Annotated in this window: 20 protein-coding genes; 15 read left to right on the forward strand and 5 right to left on the reverse strand. The window is 36.7% G+C overall.

Features of this window, described 5'->3' with window-relative positions; genetic code table 11:
* Positions 1 to 27: 27 nt before the first annotated feature.
* From HGJ18_RS08790 to rsmG, 12 genes are all read left to right on the forward strand, one after another.
* Positions 28 to 1,242 (forward strand): response regulator, encoded by a 1,215-nt coding sequence (locus tag HGJ18_RS08790; RefSeq protein WP_253695893.1) that lies wholly within the window; start codon positions 28 to 30, stop codon positions 1,240 to 1,242.
* Positions 1,229 to 3,259, forward strand: coding sequence for a response regulator (locus HGJ18_RS08795; protein WP_253695895.1), 2,031 nt, complete (start codon positions 1,229 to 1,231; stop codon positions 3,257 to 3,259). Before HGJ18_RS08790 ends, HGJ18_RS08795 begins: the two co-directional genes overlap by 14 nt.
* A gap of 62 nt (positions 3,260 to 3,321) precedes the next feature.
* Positions 3,322 to 4,530 carry a divergent polysaccharide deacetylase family protein gene (locus tag HGJ18_RS08800; protein WP_253695897.1) on the forward strand — a complete coding sequence of 403 codons (1,209 nt, stop codon included), beginning with the start codon at positions 3,322 to 3,324 and terminating at the stop codon, positions 4,528 to 4,530.
* 1 nt (position 4,531) lies between these two features.
* A complete protein-coding gene (gene tsaD, locus HGJ18_RS08805) occupies positions 4,532 to 5,548 on the forward strand; it encodes a tRNA (adenosine(37)-N6)-threonylcarbamoyltransferase complex transferase subunit TsaD (protein ID WP_253695899.1) in 1,017 nt (338 codons plus the stop codon).
* Positions 5,549 to 5,578: 30 nt separating this feature from the next.
* Positions 5,579 to 5,995, forward strand: coding sequence for a hypothetical protein (locus HGJ18_RS08810; RefSeq protein ID WP_253695901.1), 417 nt, complete (start codon positions 5,579 to 5,581; stop codon positions 5,993 to 5,995).
* 39 nt (positions 5,996 to 6,034) lie between these two features.
* On the forward strand, positions 6,035 to 7,030 hold the full coding sequence (locus HGJ18_RS08815) for a radical SAM protein (protein ID WP_253695903.1): 996 nt from the start codon (positions 6,035 to 6,037) through the stop codon (positions 7,028 to 7,030).
* 99 nt (positions 7,031 to 7,129) lie between these two features.
* On the forward strand, positions 7,130 to 8,491 hold the full coding sequence (locus tag HGJ18_RS08820) for a TDE2508 family outer membrane beta-barrel protein (protein ID WP_253695905.1): 1,362 nt from the start codon (positions 7,130 to 7,132) through the stop codon (positions 8,489 to 8,491).
* A gap of 145 nt (positions 8,492 to 8,636) precedes the next feature.
* Complete coding sequence (locus HGJ18_RS08825) at positions 8,637 to 9,521, forward strand: helix-turn-helix transcriptional regulator (RefSeq protein WP_253695906.1); 885 nt, start codon at positions 8,637 to 8,639, stop codon at positions 9,519 to 9,521.
* A gap of 109 nt (positions 9,522 to 9,630) precedes the next feature.
* A complete protein-coding gene (locus HGJ18_RS08830) occupies positions 9,631 to 11,364 on the forward strand; it encodes an ABC transporter ATP-binding protein (protein ID WP_253695907.1) in 1,734 nt (577 codons plus the stop codon).
* Between the two features lies 1 nt (position 11,365).
* On the forward strand, positions 11,366 to 13,033 hold the full coding sequence (gene cydC / locus HGJ18_RS08835) for a thiol reductant ABC exporter subunit CydC (RefSeq protein ID WP_253695909.1): 1,668 nt from the start codon (positions 11,366 to 11,368) through the stop codon (positions 13,031 to 13,033).
* 68 nt (positions 13,034 to 13,101) lie between these two features.
* Positions 13,102 to 14,475 (forward strand): aldehyde dehydrogenase, encoded by a 1,374-nt coding sequence (locus HGJ18_RS08840; RefSeq protein ID WP_253695911.1) that lies wholly within the window; start codon positions 13,102 to 13,104, stop codon positions 14,473 to 14,475.
* Positions 14,476 to 14,489: 14 nt separating this feature from the next.
* Positions 14,490 to 15,254, forward strand: a complete 765-nt coding sequence (gene rsmG, locus HGJ18_RS08845) for a 16S rRNA (guanine(527)-N(7))-methyltransferase RsmG (protein WP_253695912.1) — start codon at positions 14,490 to 14,492, stop codon at positions 15,252 to 15,254.
* Here rsmG and HGJ18_RS08850 read toward each other — a convergent pair.
* Genes HGJ18_RS08850 through HGJ18_RS08860 form a run of 3 tightly spaced genes read right to left on the reverse strand, consistent with a single transcriptional unit; the run spans position 15,251 to position 18,231 of the window.
* Positions 15,251 to 15,928: a metallophosphoesterase family protein gene (locus HGJ18_RS08850; RefSeq protein ID WP_253695914.1), complete on the reverse strand. Its 678-nt coding sequence runs from the start codon at positions 15,926 to 15,928 to the stop codon at positions 15,251 to 15,253. The two genes, rsmG and HGJ18_RS08850, sit on opposite strands and share 4 nt — an antisense overlap.
* A gap of 54 nt (positions 15,929 to 15,982) precedes the next feature.
* Positions 15,983 to 17,368 (reverse strand): DNA repair protein RadA, encoded by a 1,386-nt coding sequence (gene radA / locus HGJ18_RS08855; protein WP_253695916.1) that lies wholly within the window; start codon positions 17,366 to 17,368, stop codon positions 15,983 to 15,985.
* A 32-nt stretch (positions 17,369 to 17,400) separates the two neighbouring features.
* Positions 17,401 to 18,231, reverse strand: a complete 831-nt coding sequence (locus HGJ18_RS08860; RefSeq protein ID WP_002680483.1) for an Mrp/NBP35 family ATP-binding protein — start codon at positions 18,229 to 18,231, stop codon at positions 17,401 to 17,403.
* Positions 18,232 to 18,416: 185 nt separating this feature from the next.
* Between HGJ18_RS08860 and HGJ18_RS08865 the strand changes: the two genes are divergently transcribed.
* The 3 genes from HGJ18_RS08865 to HGJ18_RS08875 all read left to right on the forward strand — a co-directional run bounded on the left by HGJ18_RS08865 (position 18,417) and on the right by HGJ18_RS08875 (position 22,801).
* A complete protein-coding gene (locus HGJ18_RS08865; RefSeq protein ID WP_253695918.1) occupies positions 18,417 to 20,219 on the forward strand; it encodes an ABC transporter ATP-binding protein in 1,803 nt (600 codons plus the stop codon).
* A gap of 132 nt (positions 20,220 to 20,351) precedes the next feature.
* Complete coding sequence (locus HGJ18_RS08870) at positions 20,352 to 22,169, forward strand: ABC transporter ATP-binding protein (protein ID WP_253695919.1); 1,818 nt, start codon at positions 20,352 to 20,354, stop codon at positions 22,167 to 22,169.
* A gap of 44 nt (positions 22,170 to 22,213) precedes the next feature.
* Positions 22,214 to 22,801: a J domain-containing protein gene (locus HGJ18_RS08875; RefSeq protein ID WP_002675978.1), complete on the forward strand. Its 588-nt coding sequence runs from the start codon at positions 22,214 to 22,216 to the stop codon at positions 22,799 to 22,801.
* Here HGJ18_RS08875 and HGJ18_RS08880 read toward each other — a convergent pair.
* Positions 22,798 to 24,546, reverse strand: a complete 1,749-nt coding sequence (locus HGJ18_RS08880; protein WP_253695921.1) for a motility associated factor glycosyltransferase family protein — start codon at positions 24,544 to 24,546, stop codon at positions 22,798 to 22,800. The two genes, HGJ18_RS08875 and HGJ18_RS08880, sit on opposite strands and share 4 nt — an antisense overlap.
* Before the next feature lie 2 nt (positions 24,547 to 24,548).
* Positions 24,549 to 26,081: a hypothetical protein gene (locus HGJ18_RS08885; protein ID WP_002680488.1), complete on the reverse strand. Its 1,533-nt coding sequence runs from the start codon at positions 26,079 to 26,081 to the stop codon at positions 24,549 to 24,551.
* Positions 26,082 to 26,119 lie beyond the last annotated feature (38 nt).

Raw genomic sequence — 26,119 nt, forward strand, 5'->3', positions numbered from 1 at the left:
ATTATTCCAATATGATATAATCATAACATGAAACAAGTTTTATTGATAGGGATAGCCCCCACTTTACGATATTATATTACAAAAAAATTACAAGAAGTCGGCATTTATGTTATTTATGCCGAAACAGTTATAGAAGCCATGAATATTATGAAGCAGCAGCCTGTCATGCTCATAATAATAGATTATAGTTTTAGCAGAGACGCCCTATTTAATTTTTTTGCCGAAAAACAAAAAACGCCGACTCTTGCAGGAATACCGTCGATAGTATTGGGAAGAAAAATAGCCAAGGTTGACATAGCTTTATTAGCCTCATACGGAGTAAAAAAGGTAATTTCAAAACCCGTAAAAGTTGACGAACTTTTATTCTCAATAGGAATAATTTTAGGAACAACATTTCCCATGGATCCCACACCCTGCATCTTAGAAACGCGGGTAAATGAAGATGTCATATTTATAGAATTGGCACAAGGTTTAAACAGAGATAAACTTGAGCTTCTTCAATTTAGAATAATAGAATTAATTGAATCCTACAAACTTGCCGAGGCTAAAATTTTAATTATATTGACCGATTTAAATTTAACCTATGCCGATACGGCTAACCTGGAATATTTGATAGATAATATCCTAGCCGTAAAAGTAGTGTCTCCTAAAAATGTAAAACTCCTTACCCTCAATCAATTTGTAACAGACTTCTTTTCGCAAAACCCCGACTATAAGATGATTGAAGTTGTAGGAAGCCTTGGCCAGGCCCTTTCGGCTCTTTTACAAACAACTGAAGATAAGATAGCAGTAACTCAAACAATGCTGAATCCCGACAATGAGCACAATAAAAATACAAGCAACCTTGAAACCCGGTTTAAACTGGACACGGCCGAAAAACTATCTATAGCTGTAATAGATGATGATTTGGTGGTACGCAAAATGATGACTGCTATTTTTTCGGGATTAAATGCCGAAGTAACTCTATTTGAAAACGGAGAAGATTTTTTAAACAAAGTAGAAAATGATGTTTATGATGTTGTGTTCCTTGATATGATTATGCCGGGTATGAGCGGCATAGATGTTTTAAACGGAGCAAAAAAGAAGGGAATCACAACTCCATTTGTTATTCTATCTTCCGTCACTCAAAGGGATTCCGTTATCAAAGCTCTGGAAAAAGGTGCTAAAAGATACATATTAAAACCAATAAAAAAAGAAACGGTTTTGCGCAAAATGGAGGAAGTTTTGGGTGCATCTCTTTAATAAAAGTATTTTAAATTTTAAACTTGGAAAGTATTTAACCGAGTCAAATATAGCGTATATAATTTTTTCTCCGGATTATGTCCCGCTTTTTTGGAGTCCTGAAGCGGAAAGACTTTTACCCGACTACCTGATTAAAAACACAAAAATACGATTACAGGATTATTTAAAAACAGTGCTGTTGGAAGAGGACTATATTAGGCTGTCCGCATTTATAAAAAGCAATCCAAAAACAGCGGCTTTTGAAGCTAAATTTGACAAACCCTCAAGCCTTTCGGATAAGACAGCTTTAAAGTTCAGCTTTACTCAACAAGATGACAATAATTTCTTTGTAACCATTGATGACATTACCAAACAAAAATTAAAAGAACGGTTTTTGATAATCGCAAGACAAGATGCCGAAAAAGCAAACAGTATGCGAAGCCTTTTTTTGGCAAATGTAAGCCATGAAATAAGAACACCTATCCAAACAATAATAGGCATGATGGAGCTCATAAACGAAACAAACCTTGATGAAGAGCAGAGCGAATATACCCGTCAGGTAAATTTTAGTGCTGAAGTTTTACTCACACTTGTAAACGACGTTTTGGATTTTTCAAAACTTGAAAGCGGAAATATGACAATGGAAAGGACGGTTTTTAGCTTGACCGATTCAGTTGAGCAGACCGTAGATTTAATTTCGATGGAAGCTCATAAAAAAGGATTGGAAATTGTTGTAGATATAAGCGACAAAATTCCCGACTTTATATACGGAGATCTGGCAAGGCTGCAGCAGGTTCTTTTAAACTTTGTAAAAAATGCAGTTAAGTTTACCGAAACAGGCTATGTTTCGGTTTCGGTCAAACTGGTTTTTGAAAATAACACTGATGACCCCTATGCGGTTAAACACTTCTTTATTCTTTTTGAAGTTGCAGATACGGGAATAGGAGTCAACAACGAACAAAAATCAAAAATATTCAACTCCTTTTATCAGGGGAATGCTGCAATAAACAGAAAATACGGAGGAACAGGTTTAGGGCTTGCAATTTCGAAAAATATTATAACTATGATGAAGGGTCAAATAGGAATAAAAGACAATATTCCTAGAGGATCCGTTTTTTGGTTTAAGATTCCTTTAGTCCCTTCAAAGAAAAAAGCACCCCATGAAAGCATCTTATTGGATAAGAATACCAGATTTTTAATCGTCGATGATAATATGCAAACCAGAACTATTTTAAAGAGAATGCTTTTAAAATTCGGCTTTGAAGATATAGCCTTGGTCAGCTCCGGAGAGCAGGCAATAGAAGTTATGAAAACTGCAGCCGAACATAAAAACCCCTTCAATGTGGTATTCATAGATATGGTTATGCCTAAAATGGACGGATGGCGCCTCGGAGCCGAAATTCACAATGACGATAGTCTTTCAGCTTCAAAACTATTTTTGATGATTCCTGAAGGCAGCCTCGGAAGAGATGCCAAGATGAAACTTTTAGAGTGGTTCGACGGTTATCTTTATAAGCCCTTAAAATCAAGAATAGTCTTTCATCTGCTAAACGAACTTTACCGTAAATTAGCAATAATTTCAGAAAAAGACGATATTCCGGAATTGGAGCCGGTTGAGGCAGGAGGCCAAGGTCACCAAAATGAAAATGTACATACTCTAGATGAAGATAACTTTTTCGGCTGTAAGGTTTTAGTTGTGGACGATCATCCTGTAAACCAAAAATTATTAAAAATTATATTGGAAAAAGCTCACTGTATTGTAAGCACGGCAAATGACGGAGAAGAAGCTATCGATACGGCATCAAGCGAGCACTTTGATATTATATTTATGGACATACAGATGCCCGGCATAAACGGATATGAGGCTACACAAATTTTGAGGGGAAAGGGATATTCAAGACCTATCATCGCATGTACTGCAGGATCTCAAGATAATGAAAGGAACCTATGTAAATCTATGGGATTAAACGATATAATAAAAAAGCCCTTTAACAAAAAACAGCTTTTTGAAATGGTAAAAAAACATTATAAAAAGTAAGAGAGCTAAGTCAAATTCTCCCCGATTGACAAAAGCCCCCTTAATGCTTATCTTTTACATCTATGGCAAAAAAAAGCACCAAAACAGGAAAAACAACTAAACCGGTAAAAAAAACCGGAAAAAAAAGAAGAAAAAAGTCAAAAATTAACTATACCGGAGCTATAGCCGGTTTTTTGGCAGTCTGTATAATAATGCTCGCAGTATTTTTGTTTATAATTCCTTCGGTAAAAAATAAAGATGAAACAGGGAATAAAACGCAAATTGCCAAGGAACAAGAAAAAATAGAAGAAGAAAAGCCTAAAACTACCGAAAAGCCGCCTATAGAAAGCAAGGCTAAAGATAAGCGTACCGAAAAAACTAAGGAAGCTGAAACGCAGACAGCAAAAAATCAGCCTAAAGAACTTGAAACGCAGACAGCAAAAAATCTGGCTAAAGAAGCTGCAAAAAAGACTTTACACGATAAACCTAAAGAAAGCGAAAAGACGGGCAAAGAAAATAAGGCAAAAAAGCCTGAAAATCCCATAATCACGGATAAGCCTAAACCTCAAGAACAAGAGCCTGACGTTTCGGCCTACCCTATTCAAGACTTGCCTGAGCTTCCCTCAAAGGGAAAACTTATTTTTGTGTTTGACGATGCAGGACACAACCTTGAACAGTTACAGTATTTTTTGGATTTACCTTTTCCCTGTACCATAGCTGTTTTGCCTAAGCTGCCTAACTCAAGAGAAACGGCAAGAAGAATAAGGTCGGCCGGGAAGGAACTCATCCTTCATCAGCCGATGCAGGCATTAAACCCCAATATTAATCCAGGAGATGGAGCCGTTAAACCCGGCATGGACCGTGAAGAGATAAAAAAAATCGTAGCTTCAAATGTGGAAGAAATTGGGCCCATAGCCGGAATGAATAACCACGAGGGCTCTCTTATTACATCGGATGAAAAAGCTATGGAGGCAGTGCTTGAATTGTGCAAGGAAAAAAACATATACTTTTTGGATTCCCGCACCAGTTCAAAAAGCGTTGTTCCTCAAGTTGCAAAAAAACTGAATATGAATATTTGGGAAAGAGCTGTCTTTCTTGATAATAAAAAAGATAAGGCCTATATGAAAAAACAAATTATAGAAGGCTTGGAAATTGCCTCACAAAGAGGAGAAGCAATTATGATAGGCCACGTGTTTACCGTAGATCTTGCAATTCTTCTAAAAGAAATGTACTCCGATTTAACTCAAGAAGGATATACATTTTCTACAATTTCAAAATCAAAAGGGAAATAAAATGAAGATATTAGGAATAGAAAGTTCTTGCGATGAAACTGCGGCGGCAGTCGTCGAGGACGGAAATAAAATTTTAAGCAATATTGTTGCAACACAAATTCCGTTCCACAAAATGTATAACGGCGTCGTTCCCGAAATAGCAAGCCGAAAACATACCGAATGGATTTTGCCCGTTGTTAAACAAGCTTTAGCCGAAGCCGATCTGAGCCTCGAAGAAATAGACGGCATAGCCGCCACCGGAAGGCCGGGACTCATGGGTTCCCTTTTAGTGGGGCTTACCTTTGCAAAAACCCTTGCATGGTCTTCAAATAAACCCTTTATTGCCGTAAATCACATGCTGGGACATCTATATGCAAGCCATCTGGAACACGATATCCCCTACCCATATCTGGGGCTTTTAGTTTCAGGCGGGCACTCGATTATCTGCAAGGTAAATAACTTTGACGATATTGAAGTCCTAGGTACCACAATCGACGATGCGCCGGGGGAAGCCTTTGATAAGGTTGCCAAGTTTTATAATCTGGGATACCCGGGAGGAGCCGTAATCGACAAACTCGCCAAAAACGGAAATCCCAAGGCGGCTAACTTCCCCATGCCTATAATCCACAAGGAAGGGCATAAGTACGATGTTTCCTATTCGGGACTAAAAACCGCCGTCATAAATCAGATAGACCAGTTTTGGAATAAGGACTTTGAAAAAACACCCGAAAACATTGCAGCCGCATTCCAGACAAGGGCTGTAAAAATTTTGCTCAGGCCTCTTTTGGATGCTTCGATAGATACGGGCTTAAAAACGATAGTAGCAGGCGGAGGAGTTGCGGCCAATTCTTTGTTGAGAGAAAAACTTGCAGAGCACAAGGAATTAAAGTGTATCTTCCCCTCGCTTAAATTCTGTACGGATAATGCGGCGATGATTGCAGGCCTCGGCTATCATTACCTAAAACGCGGAGACAGAACGCCATTTACCGTCGAGGCCTCCGCCCGAGTTGAAGGCTTCAGCAAAAAAGGCAGGCATTAATAATGCTGCCGGCAAATTAAGGAAAATATTATGGATACGATGGAAAAATTTTATTCGGATGCAAGCCGGCTTGTAGAAAAGTCGCATGCGAACCAACTTGCAGAAAAGCTAAATAAGGACGGAGACACAGCAGTTTTTGACGCCCGCCTGACGGAAATCTTTTGCAAAGCGGTTTCGCTTTACGATAAGCAGGCCCAAGTTTTGGCAAACGATTTTGCCGACTATTGGCTTTCGGCCTATTCAGAGGGCAGACAAAAAAAAGAAGATGCTGTCGAATGGTTCTATCAAATATTTTCTCTTATTGCAGGCAATTTTGAAAAAGACATGGACTTTCCGCAAGAAGACTGGGAGCAGATAAATTTAATTATTTCTTCCGAGGCTGAAAGTTTGGATATGGATCTTTTAAATTCGATAATGACGGTAATTGTCGAGCGCAAAAAAATATAAGAAAATCCGTAAAAAAACAGCCCAATGGACGCCTAATAAATGCTTTCTTTTGAAGATTTTAGTTTTAAAGAATATGACTCATGCACTCTATGCCCAAAAAATTGCAAGGTAAACCGCAATAAGGGCGAAAAAGGCTTTTGCCGCGAAACACGAGAGCTGCGCCTTGCATGGGCAGGCCTCCACTTCGGGGAAGAGCCGCCAATCACGGGAGCCGGAGGTTCAGGCACAATCTTTGTTACGGGCTGCAACCTTCGTTGTTCCTTTTGCCAAAACTATCAGATATCCCAAGAAGGCATGGGAAGGGCTGTAAACCTTGAAGAATTTGTAAACTTGTGTTTTGTTCTCGAAAAAGAAGGGGCAGAAAACATAAACATCGTTACAGGCAGCCATGCAATCCCTGCAATAGCCCTAGGACTAAAAGAAGCAAAAGACCGAGGCTTAAAGATTCCTGTTGTCTGGAATTCTTCTGCCTATGAAACCGAAGAAGCTATAAGCCTCCTTTCGGACTGTGTTGACGGCTGGCTTCCCGACTTAAAAACATTAAACCCGCAAATTTCTTCTCAAATTTTTTACGCACCCGATTATCCCGAAACGGCAACAAGGGCAATCCTAAAAATGGCCTGCCTTTCTCCCTTAAAAATAGGCACGGAAAATAAAGAAAAATACCCTTTAGGAAAACTTTACTCAGGCGTCATAGTACGCCATCTTGCCCTACCCTCCAGAATGCCGGACTCGAAGGCTGTTCTAAGATGGTTTGCAAAAAACTTAAGAGGCAGGGCTCTTATTTCGGTGATGACCCAATACACACCGGTTAAAAGAACGGCCGGCATAAAAAACTATTCTCTCTTTGAAAACCGGATGCTAAACCTAAAGGAAGACGAAACCTTAAAAGACCTCCTTTCAAGCTTAAAAATAGATGAGGGCTTTTACCAAGAGCTTGTCGCCTCCGATGACTGGCTCCCCGATTTTAACCGGGTACAAACCTTTTCATCGGAACTTTCAAAACCTTTGTGGCATTGGAAGCAAATTTCTTAAATTATCGTAAATTTACCTAAAAAGCGGCGGACTCATATTGACAAATTCGGAGTTTTACAGGATAATCGGCTATAGTAGATTTTAGAAAAAGGAGATATTATGAAAATACAAAAGAAATTATTTGTTTTTGCAGTTCTTTTAATGGCTGCATCATTGGTTTTCGCTCAAACATCAATGACATCACACAGTACTCAAAACCTTTTCGGCACTGATGTTGACGATTTTATGAATGTAAATGAATGGCAAAATGTACAGCCTAAAAACATCTTCGGATTTTTGGGCTACGGCGATACCGGTATAGGCTCGATAAACTTAGGTCTTGCCCACCAGTTTAAACCATTCTATTTAGGTACCTACTTTGAAGGTCAAGTCAATGAATGGATAAGTAAGAAAGAAACGAGCGGCGATACGGAAACATCAACATCCACTCAGCATACGTCTAATGGAAAGCTTCTTTTCGGATTCGGGAACATCGGTGTTATGGCGGATATGTCTTATACGCCTAAAGCCAACAACAAGGTTACATGGACAGAGGCCACACAAACAAAACAAACCGATAATCTCTTTTACCTGGATTTTAATTTAATTGGAGGTATAAATTTAAACTCAAATAATAAGCTCTTTAAGATTTCTGCCAAGTTGGGACTTGAGTCTAATGTCGATAAGAAGACGACCAATGTAAATGGTAATGTTACAAGCTTTACAGATAAGAATAAATACGACCTTGTTATAAACGCAGGATTTTCCCATGATTTTTCATCAAAAGACGGCCTAACCCAGACAGTTCTGGCCGATCTGGACACCAAATGGCGTATATGGCCTGCAAAAAGAAGTATAACTGTAGCAGGCGGCATCACAACCACAACGTATCAATATGGTGACCTAAGGGATGTAATTACACTTACCCCTAAGTACCAAATTGCCTATGAACCCGAAGGTAAATTTGCCTTTAAAGCCGAGGCCGGTTTAGGAATAGGATTTGGCTTTGAGAACGAGTATGACTATACACGTACTGTTACCTCAGGCGGAGGCGAGGCAAAGACATATAAGCCCCTCAGGACATACAAAACAACATTAAGTCTGTATCCTGAATTAAAGGCGGCTTTTGTCTATGCCCCCGTATCGAAGTTTAAGCTTAACTTCGGCTTAGGCTTTAATGTTCCATCAGTTGACTGGAATTTTACCAAGACAGAAACGCGCGATGCATCAGGTAATGTTACACAAACCGATAATGGAAACACGTTTACATTTAATACTGCTGATGGAAAGTTCAGTGCAGATTCGGGATTTACTTGGCTTATAACCGAGAATGTAATCTTTGATGCAAACTGGAATATTGTCAATAATTTGCTTAATACCTTTAGTACAAACCTAAGCGAGGGTGATGGTACCAATTTTTGGAATACTGTAAACAAACTCGTTGTCCACAATATAAAATTTGCCCTATCGGTTAAATTCTAATCAAAATTTATACTATTAAAATCTACTTTAGATAAACCTGTTAATGTTTAAAAGGCATTAGCAGGTTTTTTTGTAAATTTGCAGTTAAGCTAAACCTACAAAAAAGACTAGACAAGCTGAATAGAAAATATTAAACTCATTTTATATGAAAGAAAAAACAAAAGACGATACCATTATAATAAAGTTATATGAGGGGATACATCTGGAAATATACGACACTTATACCGAGAAATCATATAGCTTAAAAGGAGAGCCTAGGAATGTTTTTAGAATCGATTACTGCTTTCAAGGGATTATGGAAGGTCAATTTGAAAATCAAACTTTTTCGTATTTAGGAGAAAAAGAAACAGCTATAAATTATGAAAAACTTGCATTATCAAAAAGCTTTTTTCCGTTGAAGTTTTATAAGGGTATAAGTATACTATTCTTTCTTGATAAAATAAATTCTAATTTCAAAAATACTGCTCAATTATTTAATATAGATGTTGAAAAAATATGCAAAAATTTAGATTTGCAGGACGGATGGTATAAAATAAAAATTAATTCCGAGATCTCTTATATAATGAATACACTGTATGAAAAACAAAGCTTGAAACATATAGAGTACTTTCAAATTAAATTATTCGAAATTCTATATCTTTTAAGTGTAATCAATACGGAAGAATACCGAAAAGAAGAATTTTATTCGGGTTATCACATCAATAAGGTAAAAAAAATTCATGAATATGCCGTTAATAATATAGATAAAAATATATCTTTTAAAAAGATGGTTAAAAATGAAGATTTAAGCTACACTATTTTTCAAAAATTATTTAAGCAAATTTACGGAGAAAGCCCTTACTCATATTTAAAAAAATATCGATTAAAAATTGCAGCATTTTATATTTCCTCTACCGATAGAAAAATTACCGATATAGCTATAAATTGCGGATACTTAAATGCAAGTAAATTTTCTGATGCATTTAAATCCGTTTACGGCATCAGCCCAATCCAATACAGAAATGGAGAAAAACCTACAATAACTAAATAAAAATATCATTTTGGATTATTTTCAATTAAAATAGAGTAGAAAAATTTATCATAATTCAGTATAGTTAGCTAATACTAACTTTATAAAACGAAAGTGGAGATAAACAATTATGATGCTTAACAGAAGAGTTATCGAATTGACAAAAGGTATTAAATGCAGCATTTTGTTTAAAGCCCTATTGGGTGTTGCCGTATCGGGAACTTATGTAGCTCAAGCTGTCTTGTTGGGGAAAATAGTGGGACAACTTTATTCCAAAGAAGAATTATCCGTGGTAATACAAAGTATCTTATACATATCGGCAATCATAGCATCCCGCCTTATTTTAATATATTACAATTCAGTTTACGGCAAAAAAATTATCGGCAAGGTAAAAAACATTTTAAGGCGCCGCATTTACGATAAACTGTTAAAACTGGGACCTGCATTTTTAGATGATGAAAGAACAGGTAAATTAGGTTCAACAATGGTAAGCGGAGTAGACTATTTAGAAGGGTATTTAACGCTATACATTCCGCAAATACTTGTGTGTGTAATTGCATGCGGTGCAATGCTCATTTATGTTTTTTCGCTGCATTATGTTTTAGGCATAATATCGACGGCAGCCTTAATCGCCGTATTGATTTCTCCCGTTGCTTTCGGGAAGATACTATCGGAATCTTCCAATGCCCATTGGGCGGCTTATAGAAATTTAACTGCAGAAATTTTAGACGGCATTCAAGGGATTACAACGGCAAAGACGTATAATGCACAAGAAAGGCTCGGAAAATTATTAAAAGAAAAAATGAGAACACTTTTTTCTGAAACTATGCGCAACTTAAAAGTAAACCTAGCCGAAATAGGTATTTCCAATTTTGCTTCCGGTATCGGTACAAGTTTTACCCTTGCCGTAGCAGCACTATTAACTTCTATGCATATAATTCCCGCATCCTCATTACTTATTTTGCTTTTTATGACCAACGAAGTTTTTAGACCTGCAAACGAATTGGCGGCATACTTTCATCAAGGTTTTATGGGCATAACCTCTATGGGCGGAATTTTTGCCTTACTTGATGAAGAAGAAAAAATAAAAGATGAGGGGACTAAAACCATTGACATAAAATCGGCCGATGGTTTTGAAATAAAATATAAAAATATTGAATTCGCTTACAGCGAAAAAAAGAATACGGTTTTTAAGAATTTAAATTTCACTGTTGCAAAAAATGAAAAACTTGCAGTTGCAGGAGAATCGGGAAGCGGAAAAACTACCATTGTAAATTTATTGTTAAGGTTTTATGAGCCTACAAGCGGGAGCATTTATATCAACGGTACCGATATAAAAGACTTGACATTAAAATCTTTGCGCAGTTTAATTACGGTAGTTTCGCAAGAAACCTATTTGTTTAACGGAACAATAAAAGAAAATCTTTTACATGCAAATGAAAATGCAGATGAGGAGAAGCTTATAGATGCATGTAAGGCTGCAAATATTCATTCCTTTATTCAAAGTTTACCGGAAGGTTACAATACAAAAGTCGGAGAAAGAGGGCTTAACTTTTCGGGAGGGCAAAGACAAAGAATTGCAATTGCAAGAGCCGTTTTAAAAAACTCACCGATTGTAGTTCTTGATGAAGCTACGTCCAGCGTGGATACCGAAAATGAAAATGAAATTAAACAAAGTCTTAATCACTTGTTAAGAAACAGAACAAGCATTACGATTGCGCATCGCTTAAATACAATTGAAAACAGTGATAGAATTCTGGTTTTGCTCAGAGGAGAAATCGTAGAAGAAGGCTCTCACAAAGAACTTATTTTAAAAGACGGATACTACAAAAAGCTTGTAGAAGCGCAACAAGGAGAAAATTAATATGTTTAAAGAAAAATATAAACCGCTTATTAAAATGTCTAAATACATAAGCTTTTATAAAAAAGAATTTATTATTTCGATTATTTACGGAATATTTAACAGTGTTTTTGCTTTGCTCACCGTTTTAACGGGCGCATATATAGCTTCAGCGGCTCTGTTTAAAATGAGCACAGGAAAAATACTTTATCTTTTTATACCGCTGATTATTTTTATTATCGGCAAAGGACTTTTTGCTTTTTTGGAAATGTACGAATGTCATTTGGTCTCATACGGTGTAATCGAAAAAATAAGAAACCTTTTATATGATTCGATTTCCAAAACAGCACCGCAATCCACAGGCAAAAAAAGAAGCGGAAGTATTACCTCCGTGTTTGTCGAAGATGTTGAAGCCACCGAAGTTTTTTATGCTCACACCGCAGGCTCTTACATAATTGCATTTGTCTGCACTGTTCTTTATCTTACTGCATTAAGTTTTCTTTCATTTAAAATAAGTGCAGCCGTTTTTGCCGCCTGTATTCTTGTCGCAGCTGTTCCATATTTTTTTAATCCTATTACAAAAAAAATCGGAGAAGAGATACGCGACGGTTTGGCTGAGGTAAATGCCGAAGCTGTAGATACGGTTCAAGGTTTACGTGAGATTTTAATTTTCGGCAAAGAAAAAAAATACATTGAAAAGGTTACTGCCGATACCTTACGCTTAAATAAAAAAGAAATACGGGATGGGAGATTTAAGGGTTTACACAGTTTGATAATAAACTTAATTACCTCCGCAGTTTTAATTTCAACAATATTACTTGCTCATTCGGAAGTAATTGCAGGCTCGTTAAAACCTGAAATGGTTTCGGTTGTTATAATATTTTCTCTTTTTGCCTTTGTGCCTATAATGAGCGTTTCGGTTACGGCAGGAGCTATGAATATTTCAAATGGAGCGGCAAAAAGAATTTTGGATATATTAGAAGAAGAACCGGCCGTTAAAGACAGGGTTCCATATATTCCGCAAAACAAATCTTCGGTTAAGGGAAACATAGAATTTAAAGACGTAAAATTTTCTTACGAAAAAGGTACCGAAGTTTTGCACGGGGTTAATTTTACGGTTAAGGCCGGTGAAAGCATTGCCCTTACGGGTGAATCGGGAGCGGGAAAATCTACAATAGCGAATTTGCTTATGCGCTTTTACGAACCTGACAGCGGAGCAATTTATATTGACGGAAAAAACATAAAAGACATACACCAAAATTCCCTGAGGGATATAATCGCCTATGTACCGCAGGATGTTTATCTTTTTAATAAAACCATAAAAGAAAACATTTCCCTTGCCTGTCCCGATGCAAGCGATGAAGAAATTAAACAAGCTGCTAAAGTTGCGATGGCTGACGGCTTCATTAAAAGACTGGAACAAGGCTACGATACCAATGTCGGTGAGCGGGGTGTTCAGCTCTCAGGCGGAGAAAAGCAAAGAATTGCTATAGCACGTGCCGTCTTAAAAAATTCTCCTATATTACTGATGGACGAAGCCGTTTCCAATTTGGATAGTGAAAGCGAAGCACTCTTCCGGCAAGCCCTAAATAATATCCGCAAAAATAAAACCATAATAACGATTGCACATCGTCCTTCTACAATAAAAGAGGCGGACAGGGCTATAAAAATCGAAAACGGAAAAATAGCTTAAAATTTTAGCCTTGAATTTTATTCGGTTTATGTGTATAATGCTTCGACAAAACATTGCCGGAGCACATAATGAATCAAGATATAGAAACAATCGTAAAAAATTGCAGGATTTTTTTTGGAACAAATAAAACAAAAAGCTATGAGTTTAGGATTTCTCAATTATTAAAATTACAGGAAGTCTTAAACCAAAACAAAAAAGAACTTTTAAATGCCCTTTATTCCGACTTACACAAAACCGAAATGGAAGGCTTCTTTTCGGAATTTGCTATTGTACGCGGAGAACTTAAATTTGCAATAAAGCACTTAAAAAAATGGATTAAACCTAAAAGGGTTCCAACCTCGATTGCTCATTTTAAAAGCTCAAGCAAAATAATGTATGAGCCCTTCGGCACCGTGCTCATTATGTCGCCATGGAACTATCCTTTAAATTTAACCCTCGCTCCATTGGTAGGTGCCATTGCTGCAGGGAACTGCGCCGTTGTAAAGCCCTCAAATTATTCGCCTGCAACATCGGAGGTTATAAAAAAAATAATCTCCGAAAACTTTCCGCCGGAATATATATCGATAATTACCGGAGGGAGGGAAGAAAACTCAAAACTTTTGGAGCAGCGTTTTGACTACATCTTTTTTACAGGCGGAACAACTGTCGGCAAGCTCATAATGGAAGCGGCTGCCAAATATGTAACCCCCGTAACCTTGGAGCTCGGCGGAAAATCTCCCTGCGTAGTCGAAAAATCTGCAAACTTAAAAGTTGCAGCCCGCCGAATAGCTTTCGGAAAATACCTTAACGCCGGACAAACCTGCGTAGCCCCCGATTATCTTTTAATTCAAGATGAGGTAAAAGAAAAATTTATCGAAGAATTAAAAGAAGCTTTAAAAGAATTTTTCCCCACGGAAACCTATTTGGACATGCACCTTCCCCACATCGTAAACGAAAAACATTTTGACCGCCTCATGGGTTTAATTGAAGGAGAAAAAATAATCACGGGCGGCAAAGGAGAAAAAAGCAGAAAATTTATTGAGCCCACAGTTTTGGATAATATCACCTTTGATTCCAAAATAATGCAGGAAGAAATTTTCGGGCCAATCCTTCCCGTAATAAGTTTTAAAACAATAGAAGAAGCAATTAAACTGATTAAATCCCGCGAAAAGCCCTTAGCCTCTTATCTTTTCACAACCGACTCAAATATAGAAAAGAAATTCCTCAATGAAGTTTCTTTCGGGGGCGGCTGTATCAACGATACGATAGTCCACTTGGCAAGCGATTACCTTCCCTTCGGAGGAGTCGGCTTTAGCGGCATAGGAAAATATCACGGAGACGAAAGCTTTAAAGTTTTCAGCAATGCAAAAAGCATCTTAAAAAAATCAAACTTCATCGACATTAAGCTCCGCTATCATCCCTATTCCGAAAAAAAATTAAACATAATAGATAAGATGATGTAGGAAACGCTTTAAAAATGGAAGATGATAAACTTTTATCAAAGGTCCTTTTATCAGATGGTCTTCTACTAAAGGGCTTAAAAGAATTAGGCATAAACGAAAAGACTCATAATAAGCTTTCTAAACTTTTAAACATTTATATGCGGGAACTTAAAATGTTTAACGCCTCATTTAACTTGGTGAAGGTTAAGGACGATGAAGAATTAATCGTCTCCCATATTTTAGATTCCCTTTCGGCATGGCGTTTTTTTTATAACGCAACCCAAAATACCGAAAACAAAAATACCGAAAGCAAAACCTCAAGCAAAAATGATAATGAAGCCCTCATTACAAAAGAGCCTTTTTACATTGCCGATGCCGGAACCGGAGCCGGCTTTCCCGGGATTCCCCTTGCAGCTCTCTTTATTTCTTTAGGCAATTTAGATGTAAAACTTTCTTTAATCGAAAGAATGCAAAAGCGATGCACATTTTTAGAAAACATCAAGGCCGTTCTCCAATTAAATAACACCGAGATTATCGAAAGCGAAGCCGAAAAGGCCCCTCAAAATAAATTTGATATTGTAACTTGCAGAGCTTTCCGCACTTTGGATAAGCACATCCTAAACACCCTTTTAAATCTTGCAAAGCCTAAGGGTAAATTATTTTTATACAAGGCCGCAAAAGAAAAAATAAACGAAGAAACGGAGCTTGTCAAAAAAGAAGGCCTAAACTATAAAATAGAAAAACTTGATGTTCCTTTTTTAAAAAAAGAAAGGCACCTTCTTATAATCGAAAAGCCTTAATCCAAGGTTTTTAATTCTACAGAAACTTCAAAGCCCTTTTCGTTTTTTACAATCTCGGCAAGAGCATAACGGCCTTCCATAAGGGCACCAGGGTTTACCAAAACGGTTTCTCCGATTTTATCGACCGCAAAGGACTCGTGAATATGCCCCGACACAACCAAAAGCGGCTTATGTTTTTCGATAAAGGCAGTGATACCCTTTGAGCCCACATGAACCATGGGAGCCACCTTATCGACCTTAGCCCCATGCGGAGGATTATGACAAACCAAAACCAAGTTACCGGCTTCGGTAATATTTGCTTTTTCAAAGGCATCAGTCAAGTCTTTTACAAGCTCTTCATCGGTTCTTTCATAGGGCGTAGTACCTGTAAATTTGCTCCCGCCCCCTGAACCTGCAAAGATAAGCCCTTCAAAATTTTTTACCTCACCCGTAATCGAAACACCGGCATCTTTTAATTTTTTTTCAAAGTCCGGAGCATCGCAATTCCCCAACACGGCAAAAATATTTTTATGAATCTTTAAAAGCTCGTTTAGAAAAGGAGCCCCCGTTTCAATCTTTTTAAAAGCAGCAAAGTCCCCTCCAAAAATAAGGGCATCAACCCCATCGGCAACAGGTTTTATCCTTTTTAGTTTTTCAAGATCCCCATGCCCGTCCGAAATAATCAATAATTTCATAAGTATTAAACCCTCCTAAACCCATTATACATTATTTTGGGGAAAAAATCAAAATCACCCAAACACCTTCTTTATTGCCGAGCTTAAATCTTCCGCCTTAAAAAGCTGTGATGTGTTTATGTCTCCGGCTTCGGAATCGGAAGGAGGAGGCGACACGACTTTTGTAAAGCCCATGCTTTGGGCGGTTTTGATTCTTTGCTTTAATTTTTTGACGCTTCGGATTTCTCCTGCGAGGCTTAACTCGCCAATGTAGGCTCCTTCTTTTTGGGCAGAAATATTTGCACGAGCGGAATAAAGAGCAAGTGCTATGGCGAGGTCGGCGGCGGGTTCTTTAAGCCTTATGCCTCCTGCAACGTTTACATAAATATCCTGATCCGAAAATTGTAAGCCTATTCTTTTTTCCAAAACGGCGGCGATGCGGCTGACGCGGGCGGAATCTATCTTGTCCGAAAAAACCCTTGTAACCGCACCCTTGGCAGGAACCGTAAGAGCCTGTATTTCTACCATAAAAACACGGCTCCCCTCGCAGACGGGAACGGCAGCGGAACCTGCAGGCAGAGGGCCTGTCCTATTGGTAATAAATAATGAAGACGGGTCATCTATGGCTTTTAAACCGCTTTCATCCATGGAGAAAATTCCAAGCTCGTCAACCGAGCCGAAGCGGTTTTTTAGGGCACGTAAAAAACGCACATCGTCTTCTGTTCTCTCAAAGGAAATGACCGTGTCCACAAGGTGTTCGAGAACCTTAGGCCCCGCTATGTTTCCGTCCTTTGTTACATGGGCAGTTAAAAATAAAACGCTGTCCCTCTCTTTAACCCAAGATACAAGCTCATGAGCACATAGCTTTAACTGATTTATAGTTCCCGGAACGGCTCCGGCATCTGCGGAATACATAGTTTGAATGGAATCGATTATGACAAAAACTGGATTTACCTTGTTTAAAACTCTCTCTACATCTTCCAACCTGCAAGTGCATAAAAGTTCAATATTTTTTAAAGGAAGATTCAGCCTGTCGGCACGGGAACGGATTTGCCCGCCCGATTCTTCTCCCGAAACATACAGAACTTTTTTTACGGAGCCCGAAGAAGAGGCCGAAGCGGCTTGTAAGAGCAGTGTCGATTTTCCTATGCCCGGATCTCCTCCGATTAAAATTGCCGAACGCTTTACGGCACCTCCGCCCAGCACCCTGTCAAATTCCGCAATCCCCGTAGAAAGGCGGACGGCATCATTTGCTTCAATAGCATCAAGAGGAACGGAATGAGCTTCTTTTACAAATTTTTCTGCAATGCTCCTTTCGGCTGCGGAATAATCTTGATTGATTATAACTTCTTCAAAAGTATTCCATTCGCCGCATTCGGGACATCGGCCGAGCCAGCGGGCTTGAGTGTAACCGCATTTGCTGCAGCGGTGAGCAAGGTCTCCTGTTTTCTTTTTTGCCATGTGCTTTCCTTAAAATAAACATTCCTATTTAATTAAAGTTTTGCAATACATTCAACAATAGGATTGAACCATGGTGCATCAATGTTTTCTATTTTGCCTTTATCGCAAGCCTTTGCAATTTCAGGATCAATAGGAAGTTTTGCAAGAACCGGAATACCATATTCTAAGGCTATTTCATCAATGCCGCTTTCTCCGAAAATATGATAATCTTTTCCGTTATCGGGACAAGTAAAATACGAAAAGTTTTCAACCAAACCGATTATTGGTATGTTCATCTTTTTTGCCATATTGACAGCCTTGGCAACTATCATTGAAACGAGTTCCTGAGGAGAAGTCGCCACAATAATACCGTCTACAGGTATGGATTGAAAAACGGTGAGAGGCACATCGCCGGTTCCGGGAGGCATATCGATAAACATAAAATCAATATCCTTCCAAATAACGTCCGTCCAAAATTGTTTTACAGTGCCGGCAATTACAGGACCTCTCCATATGACAGGATCGGTTTCATTTTCAAGAAGCAAATTAACCGACATAATATCAATTCCGGTTTTAGTCTTTGCAGGAAAAATCCCCGAATCGTTTCCGACAACAGTCCCGGATATTCCGAAAGCTTTAGGAATGGACGGACCTGTAATATCGGCATCAAGGATAGCACATTGATAACCTTTTTTTTGGGATTGTACCGCAGATAAGGAAGTAATAAGAGATTTCCCTACTCCGCCCTTACCGCTTATAATTGCGATAACTTTTTTAATACTGCTGAGTTTATTCGGACTCTCAATAAAACTGTTCGGCGCAGCAGTTCTTTCATTACAGGTTAAATTACAACCTTCACATTCATGATTACAAGTTTGACTCATACTCTCTCTCAAAATAAAAATTTATTGGGAAACATACTCAATATATTAATAATTACTATACATTCAATTTGAAAAGACTTCAAGTAGGCGTAAAAGATTGAAACTATGTTAAAACCCTTGACCGATTTTCAATCCTATGTTAGAATAGTCTTACATATTTAAACCTTAAGTTTAGAGAGGAAATTATGGAAAAAAACGATACAAAATTAAACATTTTTAACAATATTTTCTATTATTTAGGAGTTTGGTTAAAAACATTTCCGGCAGGCATTTTCTTTATGATTGTTTCGGTACCTATCCGTATTTTTATGATTTATCAAACCATTCTTATCCCTAAAACAATTATAGTGGGTATTGAAACCGGAGCAGAGGCTAAGCCTATTTTACTTTCCATTTTGACGGCAGGTATTTTGATAACGGCCTGTAAAATTATCATACAGGTGCTTGAAACAAAGTTGATGGCTCTAGGCTCCCGTCCTTTATTCCATATTTATTCGGTACCTGTAAATAAAAAAATGTTTGAGCTTAACTATCAAACCCTTATTTCTCCCGAAGTGCAAACAAAAATAACCAAGGTAAAAAACATAGTCATGACGGGAAGCTCGGGCGGCCCCTTTCATTTTTTCGGACTTAATTTATCCTTTCTTTTAACCGCAGTTGTAGGAGCTTTTTTCTTCAGTTCAGGTATTATAAGCATCGACTTAATTCTTCTATTTATCGTCTTGGCTTCAGGAACCGTAAATTTACTGTACGGAATCTATACGGGAAAATATACACAAAAAAACATGGAAGACCGCGGTGATGACGAAAAAAAAGAGAGCTACATTCTTACAACGTCGGAAGACAGACGCTTTGCAAAAGACATCCGCCTTTATAAAATGAAAGATTGGCTGATCGAAAACTTTGAACACTATCACGGACGAGTAAAAAAATTTTTGAGAGCAGAATCGAATGTACAGGCAGGAGGAAAAATTCTAAATGCCTTAATGATTTTTATAAGAGATGTTTTTGCCTATATTTACTTAATTTATCAATTAAACGCCGGAACCATTGCCGTTTCTCAATTCGTTTTTCTTATAGGCTTGGTTATGGAATTCTCAAAATGGATGGACGCTATTGTTCTTCAGATAAGTAACCTGATTATATTTAACAGCGAATTAAGTCAAATAAGAATTTTTTTAAACACTCCCGATGAAAAAACAGGCGGAGAGCTTACCGTAAATGATACGAGCGAAAAACCTTCAATCGAATTTAAAAATCTTTCCTTTAGATATTCGGAAAACGCAGCATGGATTTTTAAAGACTTTAATTTAAAAATTGATGCCGGAGAAAAACTTGCTCTTGTCGGTATCAATGGAGCGGGAAAAACAACTCTTATGCATCTTTTAATGGGACTTTTAGAACCCACCGAGGGCTCCGTTTTAATTGACGGAAAAAGCAGCACGGATTTTAAAAAAGAAGAATACTATAATTTATTTTCTCCGGTATTTCAGGATATAAATATTTTTCCGGAAACTTTTGCAGCCAATATTGCCGGAACGGAAAATATCAATGAAAAAAAATTAAAAGATGCAATTACTTCTAGCGGTTTAAATGAAATGGTTTCAAATCTCCCGAATGGCAGCCAAACTATTTTAGTAAAGGAAAGCAATGATGAAGCAATCGATTTATCGGGCGGGCAAAATCAAAGAATGCTGCTTGCCAGAGCTCTTTATAAAAATGCAAAAATAAATATTCTGGATGAACCGACAGCCGCCCTTGACCCGATCGCGGAAAGTAGAATATATGAAGAGTATGACGCGATGAGTAAAGAAAAAACTTCTATTTTTATTTCGCACAGACTCGCATCTACAAAATTTTGTGACAGGATTATTTTACTAGAACACGGAAAAATAATAGAAGAAGGCACTCATAATGAACTTATGAATCAAAATAAAACATACAGAAACATGTATGATGTTCAAAGTAAGTATTATAGGCAAGCCTAAAAACTTTGTTAGATTTTTAGACTTGCCTGACGAGTTTTTAATAAGTCTTTAACTTATTAAAAACATCGCAAATAAATTTAAGGAAGCCCTCTAAAAATTGAAGTTTTTAGAGACCATAACAAGGAGATGAAAATGAAGAGGCTTAAAAGATTTTTTAGAATGTTTTTTTATGTTGAAAAAATAGAAAGGGGGCTAATGTGGAACAGCATCTTTTTTAATATAATAGAGGCCATACGGCCTTTTTGCCTCCTTTATTTATCCAAGATAATTATTGAAACAGTAACATCACAAAGATTACCGAGTGAAGTTTTAAGATTGACCATTATTCTTTTAGCGGCATTTATGGTTTTATCGATAATTTCAGGAATATTGGACAAACGTTTTATGTACCATTATAAATGTTTTTCTAAAAAACATACTATGGAAAAAGCTCTTAAAGTTTTAAGATTAAATTTTGAACTTACCGAACAAAACGAATTTCAAAACGATTTAAATTCAATCAAGCAATTTGAACGCTTTATAGTTTTTTCTCATGGTGATTTTATAAAAAACACAGGCACCTGTATAGCCGGATTTATAGGAGCAGGCATCGCCCTATATTTTTTTATAGGCCTTTTTACTCCCCAAGGCTTTATGGGGCTTTCAGGAGCATTTATAAATTCAGCCTTTTTAATTCTTTTGATTGCCTTTAATATAATTTCTTTTTATTTGTCAAAATATATTTATAAAAAATTCGGAGAACATATTTCGGAAGAAGTCAAAACAAATGCCCGTTATCTAAAATCTTATATGAATTTAATTTATGATTATAGAACAGGAAAGGATATTAGATTATATGATAAGGCCTTAGCCGAAAAGTATACAGGCACCTATCTTGCAATGCAAAAAAGTACTCATGATTTTATGGCAAAGTTTTTTTCCCGTACTATAGGGTCAGCTAAACTCCTCGAAGGATCTCTTTTGCTTTTAGTTTTTTTATTTGTAGGTTTAAAAGCCGTTTACGGTTCCATTGCCTTGAGTGAAGTCTTTTTTTTCATAGGAGCTATAAATGTTTTTTCGGCTCAAGTATCTGAAGCTATGGACGGATTAACTACTCTTGTTGCTTCAGATAAATCCCGTAAAAAATTATTAAACTTCCTCGACATAGACGAAAAAAAATACTCAGGAAAACTTTCCATAAACAAAGACGAGCCAATCGTATTTGAATTAAAAAATATAAGTTTTAAATATCCCGACCGAGATAAATATGCTCTTAAAAATATAAACCTAAAAATAGATTCAAGTCAAAAACTTGCAATGGTTGGTAAAAACGGATCGGGAAAAACCACTCTTATCAAATTACTTGTAAGACTTTACGAGCCGACTGAAGGAGAAATACTTTTAAACGGAGTAAACATAAAAGAATATGATTATGATGAGTACATAGATGTGTTCTCGGTTGTCTTTCAAGACTTTAAATTACTGTCTCTTAAATTAGGCGAGAATGTTTCCGCCTCAAGTTCTTATGACGAAAAAAAGGTTGCCGATGCTCTTTCAAAAACGGGCATGGAAGCTTTTTATAAAAAGCATGGAGCCGAAGCCTATCTATATCAAAACTTTGACATAGGCGGAATTGAAGCCTCCGGCGGAGAAGCTCAAAAAATTGCAATGGCACGCGCAATTTATCACGGAGGCAAAATCTTTATTTTGGATGAACCTACGGCAGCCCTCGATCCTATTTCGGAAGCAGAGATTTATTCTCATTTTGATAATATAACTTCAAAAAATACTGCAATCTATATTTCGCACCGGCTTTCATCTTGTAAATTCTGCGATAAAATTGCCGTTATGGATGAAGGCAGTCTTGTTCAATACGGAAATCATAACGAGCTCGTTTCCGATATAAACGGCAAGTACTATGAACTTTGGAATGCACAAGCAAAATACTATCAAGAGGACAAAAGTTCTTAAATTTCCAGTTGACTATTTACATATCCTCTATTATAATTATTCTTATGATAGCACAAGATAGTTTTAATAATGATATAAAAAATTTTATTATAATAGCACAAAGTATTTCAAAAGAAGAAATAAAAAAAGAATATTATACTCTTGTAAAAAAATATCATCCCGATATGTATACAAACAATAAAACCCAATATGATAAATACATGATGATTTTAAACCATGTGTATTCAAATATAAAAACAAACTCCAAGGCAGAATCTAAAATAATAAGTGATGAATATGAAAAAATGAAAGTAAATGGAAAATATAGGTTTATTAACAGAGATAAAAAAGCCGAACACATTTCGGACAAGTCTCTTTTTTTATATAAAATGGGATTAGATAAAATTTTTTGGTCACGGGATTATCTTTGCGCACATCCTCTGTCGGAAGGCTTCGGTGATGAAATAGTAGTTGAAATATCTCAAGCTCTTTATCAGGCTATTAAGTACTTAACGGACTCCATCAAAATAGGAAAAAACAATAACTGGATAAATGAAGCAAAAGAAAAAATTCAATGGGCATATGAAATGAATAGCCGCATTACAAAAAATTTATACGATATGAATTTTACTAAAACTGTAGTATTTTCTTAATTGATAAAATTTTCATTTATCAGATGTATTTTTAAAAAATATTCTATCTCAATTCTTACACGGGATAAAAAATGTTTATCCAAGATAGTTTCGGATAAGGAATTATAATCCGGGAAATGAAGATATAGATAAGGCATAGACAAAAGAAGAGTTTTAATTTCTCCATCAGAAGAAACTATTTTTCCGATAAAAATATTTTTAAGCCTAAGAAGCTTTTCTTTTTCGGAAATTAAAAAATCTTTTATAACTTTTTCTTTATCTGCATAATCATAGCATATAAAATTTTTTTTATCATTATTTTTATTTATAGAACAAGATGCTTCATAATTTAAATCAATAACCCCTCCGCACGAATAAAAATCGTCTATGATTTTTTTTGCCGTATCAAAATGTATTTTTTTTGAATTTAGTTCCAAACCTGATTGTCCTATATCAAAAAAGTTTTCTTTAGAAGCAAAAAGTTTTTTATAAAGCTCTCCGTAATTTTTTAAATTAGGAGAAGTAAAAACAAGACTGCCGTCTTTGCCCTTTTCAAAACTAAGCTTATTCGGAAACAAAGATTCTCCCGTGTAAAGACTTTTTATTTTGGAAATATCCGAAAATACATTTTTAACTTGATAGCTTAATTTTGAATGACTGAAGCCCTGCCCCCACGAAAAATCCAAACCTGTATGAAAAATAGGAAGGCCGTCAAAAGCCAATCTTTCGGCAAGAGCTAAGGCAGCAAGCCCCACCGAGCCCATAGCTTCAAATCTTAAAGGTAAAATATTCTTTTCTTTTAAAACGGAAAAAAAAGAACTTGCCGCGTAATCTTGGCCGGAATAATCGGTAAAGAAAAAAGCCTTATTTCCATTTAGCTTTACAAGCAAAGAAGGATTCGATGTCAAATCGGCAATAATGGGAATATCTAAATCCGTAATACCGATAAAGGCTTTTTGAATCCAATATTGCGACTCAAGCAAAACAACAGCGTCAGGTCTTATTTCGGGATAAAGCCCTGCAAAAGCAGCATCGACAGCAAGAACAAAAAGCCTATCCCTGTTTTCTTTTATAAACTCGACAGAAGAATCAAGAGATGGCCCGGCTCCTATTACAATAATAGGTTTATTAACCGATTTTTCAATTAAAGAACCGAAACAAGAATTTATATTTAAAGCCGAAGTTTTATCGGGACTCTTTACAATAGAGCGTAAGATCGAATAATAGTTTTTAAAAAAATTACGGGCATAATTTCTGCCGAATTGAATTAAAGTTAATCGGTTAATCCATATTTGCGAAATATATTGAGAGATAAAATCAAAGGCTTGAGAATAAAAGGATTGATTTAAAGCCGCTCCTCCCGAAAAATCTATTCTTATAACGCGTCTAATTTTTTTTCCTTTAATAAAATCATCAAGCCGGTTTAATAAGATATTTACCGAATCCGTGCCCGTATATAAAAATTTAGAGTTCTCTAAAATATTTTTATCGATTTTGTTTTTTGAAAGCTTCAACAGATCTTCATCAGCTTCCAAACCGATGGCAAAAGAATCCGGCGGGAGTTTTTCTAAAAGCTCTTTTAATCCGTATCCCAAAACCGGAGATACACAAAGAACCAATGTTTCATTTTGAATTACAATAGAAGAAATTAATTGTAGAATATTTTTTTGCGGTGAACGTTTTGAATATAAGTACTTGTCTTTGTATAAAACCGAAAAACCTGAGTCAATCGGAATGAGCTCAGGTTTTTCATTATTTGCAGTCATTCTTATTTAAACAGGTTCCCAAAATTATCTTGGAATTTGGAATTTGTAAAAATATAATCCATAAATGTCTTATGAGCAATCGGAAGAGGATAATTCATACCCTGCATACGCATAATAGCCGCTATATGGTAATAGGGGAACCAAGCACCTGCTTGATTTTGATAATCTTTTTTAGTGCGGTCAAGAGTGTACTCATCAACTTCTTTTTCTTCTTCAAGAGTTAATACTGCAACTTCGGAACCGGCAAGGATGGGCTCGGAAATTTCTCCGCTCTTTAGAGCAAAGGCTTTTTTAAAGAAAGATTCATTTTTCTCAAGTGCTGCAAAAATACCCTGAGACGGAAGAGATGGAAGAGAACTTGCATTCCCATAGTTTATGCCGAAAAAGTTTGAAGTCTCAACTGTTAAGGTTGTTTCTTTAAAATCTTCAGCAGCCTTTTCAAATCCTGCAGTTCTTGCAGCTTCTGCAAATTTATTTGCAGTTTGAAGAACATAATCTTCAAGCATACCCTTTTCATTTCGGTTCATATAATTTCGAATATTTGAAATAAGGGCCTCGCTTTCAAAATCGGGAAGAGAAGGTTCTGCGTTGCATCTTACAATTCCGAACATTCCGTTTTGCATTGAAACAACCGGACTCAATTCGGAAGGCTTTAAAGCCAAAACAGCTTTAAGGTGTTCGTTATCGGGAAAATATCTATTTATATCCGTTCGATAATTTGAAGTAATTTTTCCGCTATCATCCGTCAGGGTCTTTGTTGCATTTAAAATAACCGCATCCTCAAAACTTACCTCTCCGCTTTTAAGTGAGGCCAGCATCTTCTTTGCTTCTTCTTCGGTAGGATAGCTTAATAAGGATAAATCATAACTTGTAAAAAGATCGCTGTGCTCTTTTCCGTATTTTACGATTTCGGAAGAAGGATAAAGGCTCAAATTAAAAACAACATATTTAAAGCTTCTTTCTTTTTTTGCCATATCGACAATAAAATCCGTTTCCTTGGAAGAGGTTTTAAGCCCATACCCACTTCCGTTTCCGAACAAATCTTCTATATAACGGTTGTCCTTAATGTATTTTTCGATTTCTTTTCTATATGTAACCCGTGTGGTTTCGGGAGTATTCTGATATTTGCTTTCGGAATAAACGCCGTTTTCATCCAAATAATAGTTTATTAAATCCTTATTAACTCGGAACTGAGGAACTCTATATCCTGCGTTTACAACCTCATCCTCCATAGCTACCTGCACAACAGCAGCCCTAAAAGCCAAATAAGAAATTTGCTGCCAAAAATATTCTCTCATTTGGGAATCTTCAGGCTCCATTTTTTGGCGTTCAACATAATTAGCCAAAAATTGATATTGGTCAATAAAAGGAGATGATGAACTGTTATCTATTCTTACGTTACCCCATTTACCGACGACTTTAAAACCTTGAGAAGCCCGATCCGTAATCATAGGAGCCGCAACGAAGGCAATTACTCCCAAAACAAAAACTATAATGCCCCCTATGGAGGCAGCAATCTTTTTTGAACTAGCCATATAAACCTCTAAAAATGTAAATTTAGACTTAAAGCAGA

The sequence above is a fragment of the Treponema denticola genome (assembly GCF_024181405.1).
Taxonomy (GTDB): Bacteria; Spirochaetota; Spirochaetia; order Treponematales; family Treponemataceae; genus Treponema_B; species Treponema_B denticola_D.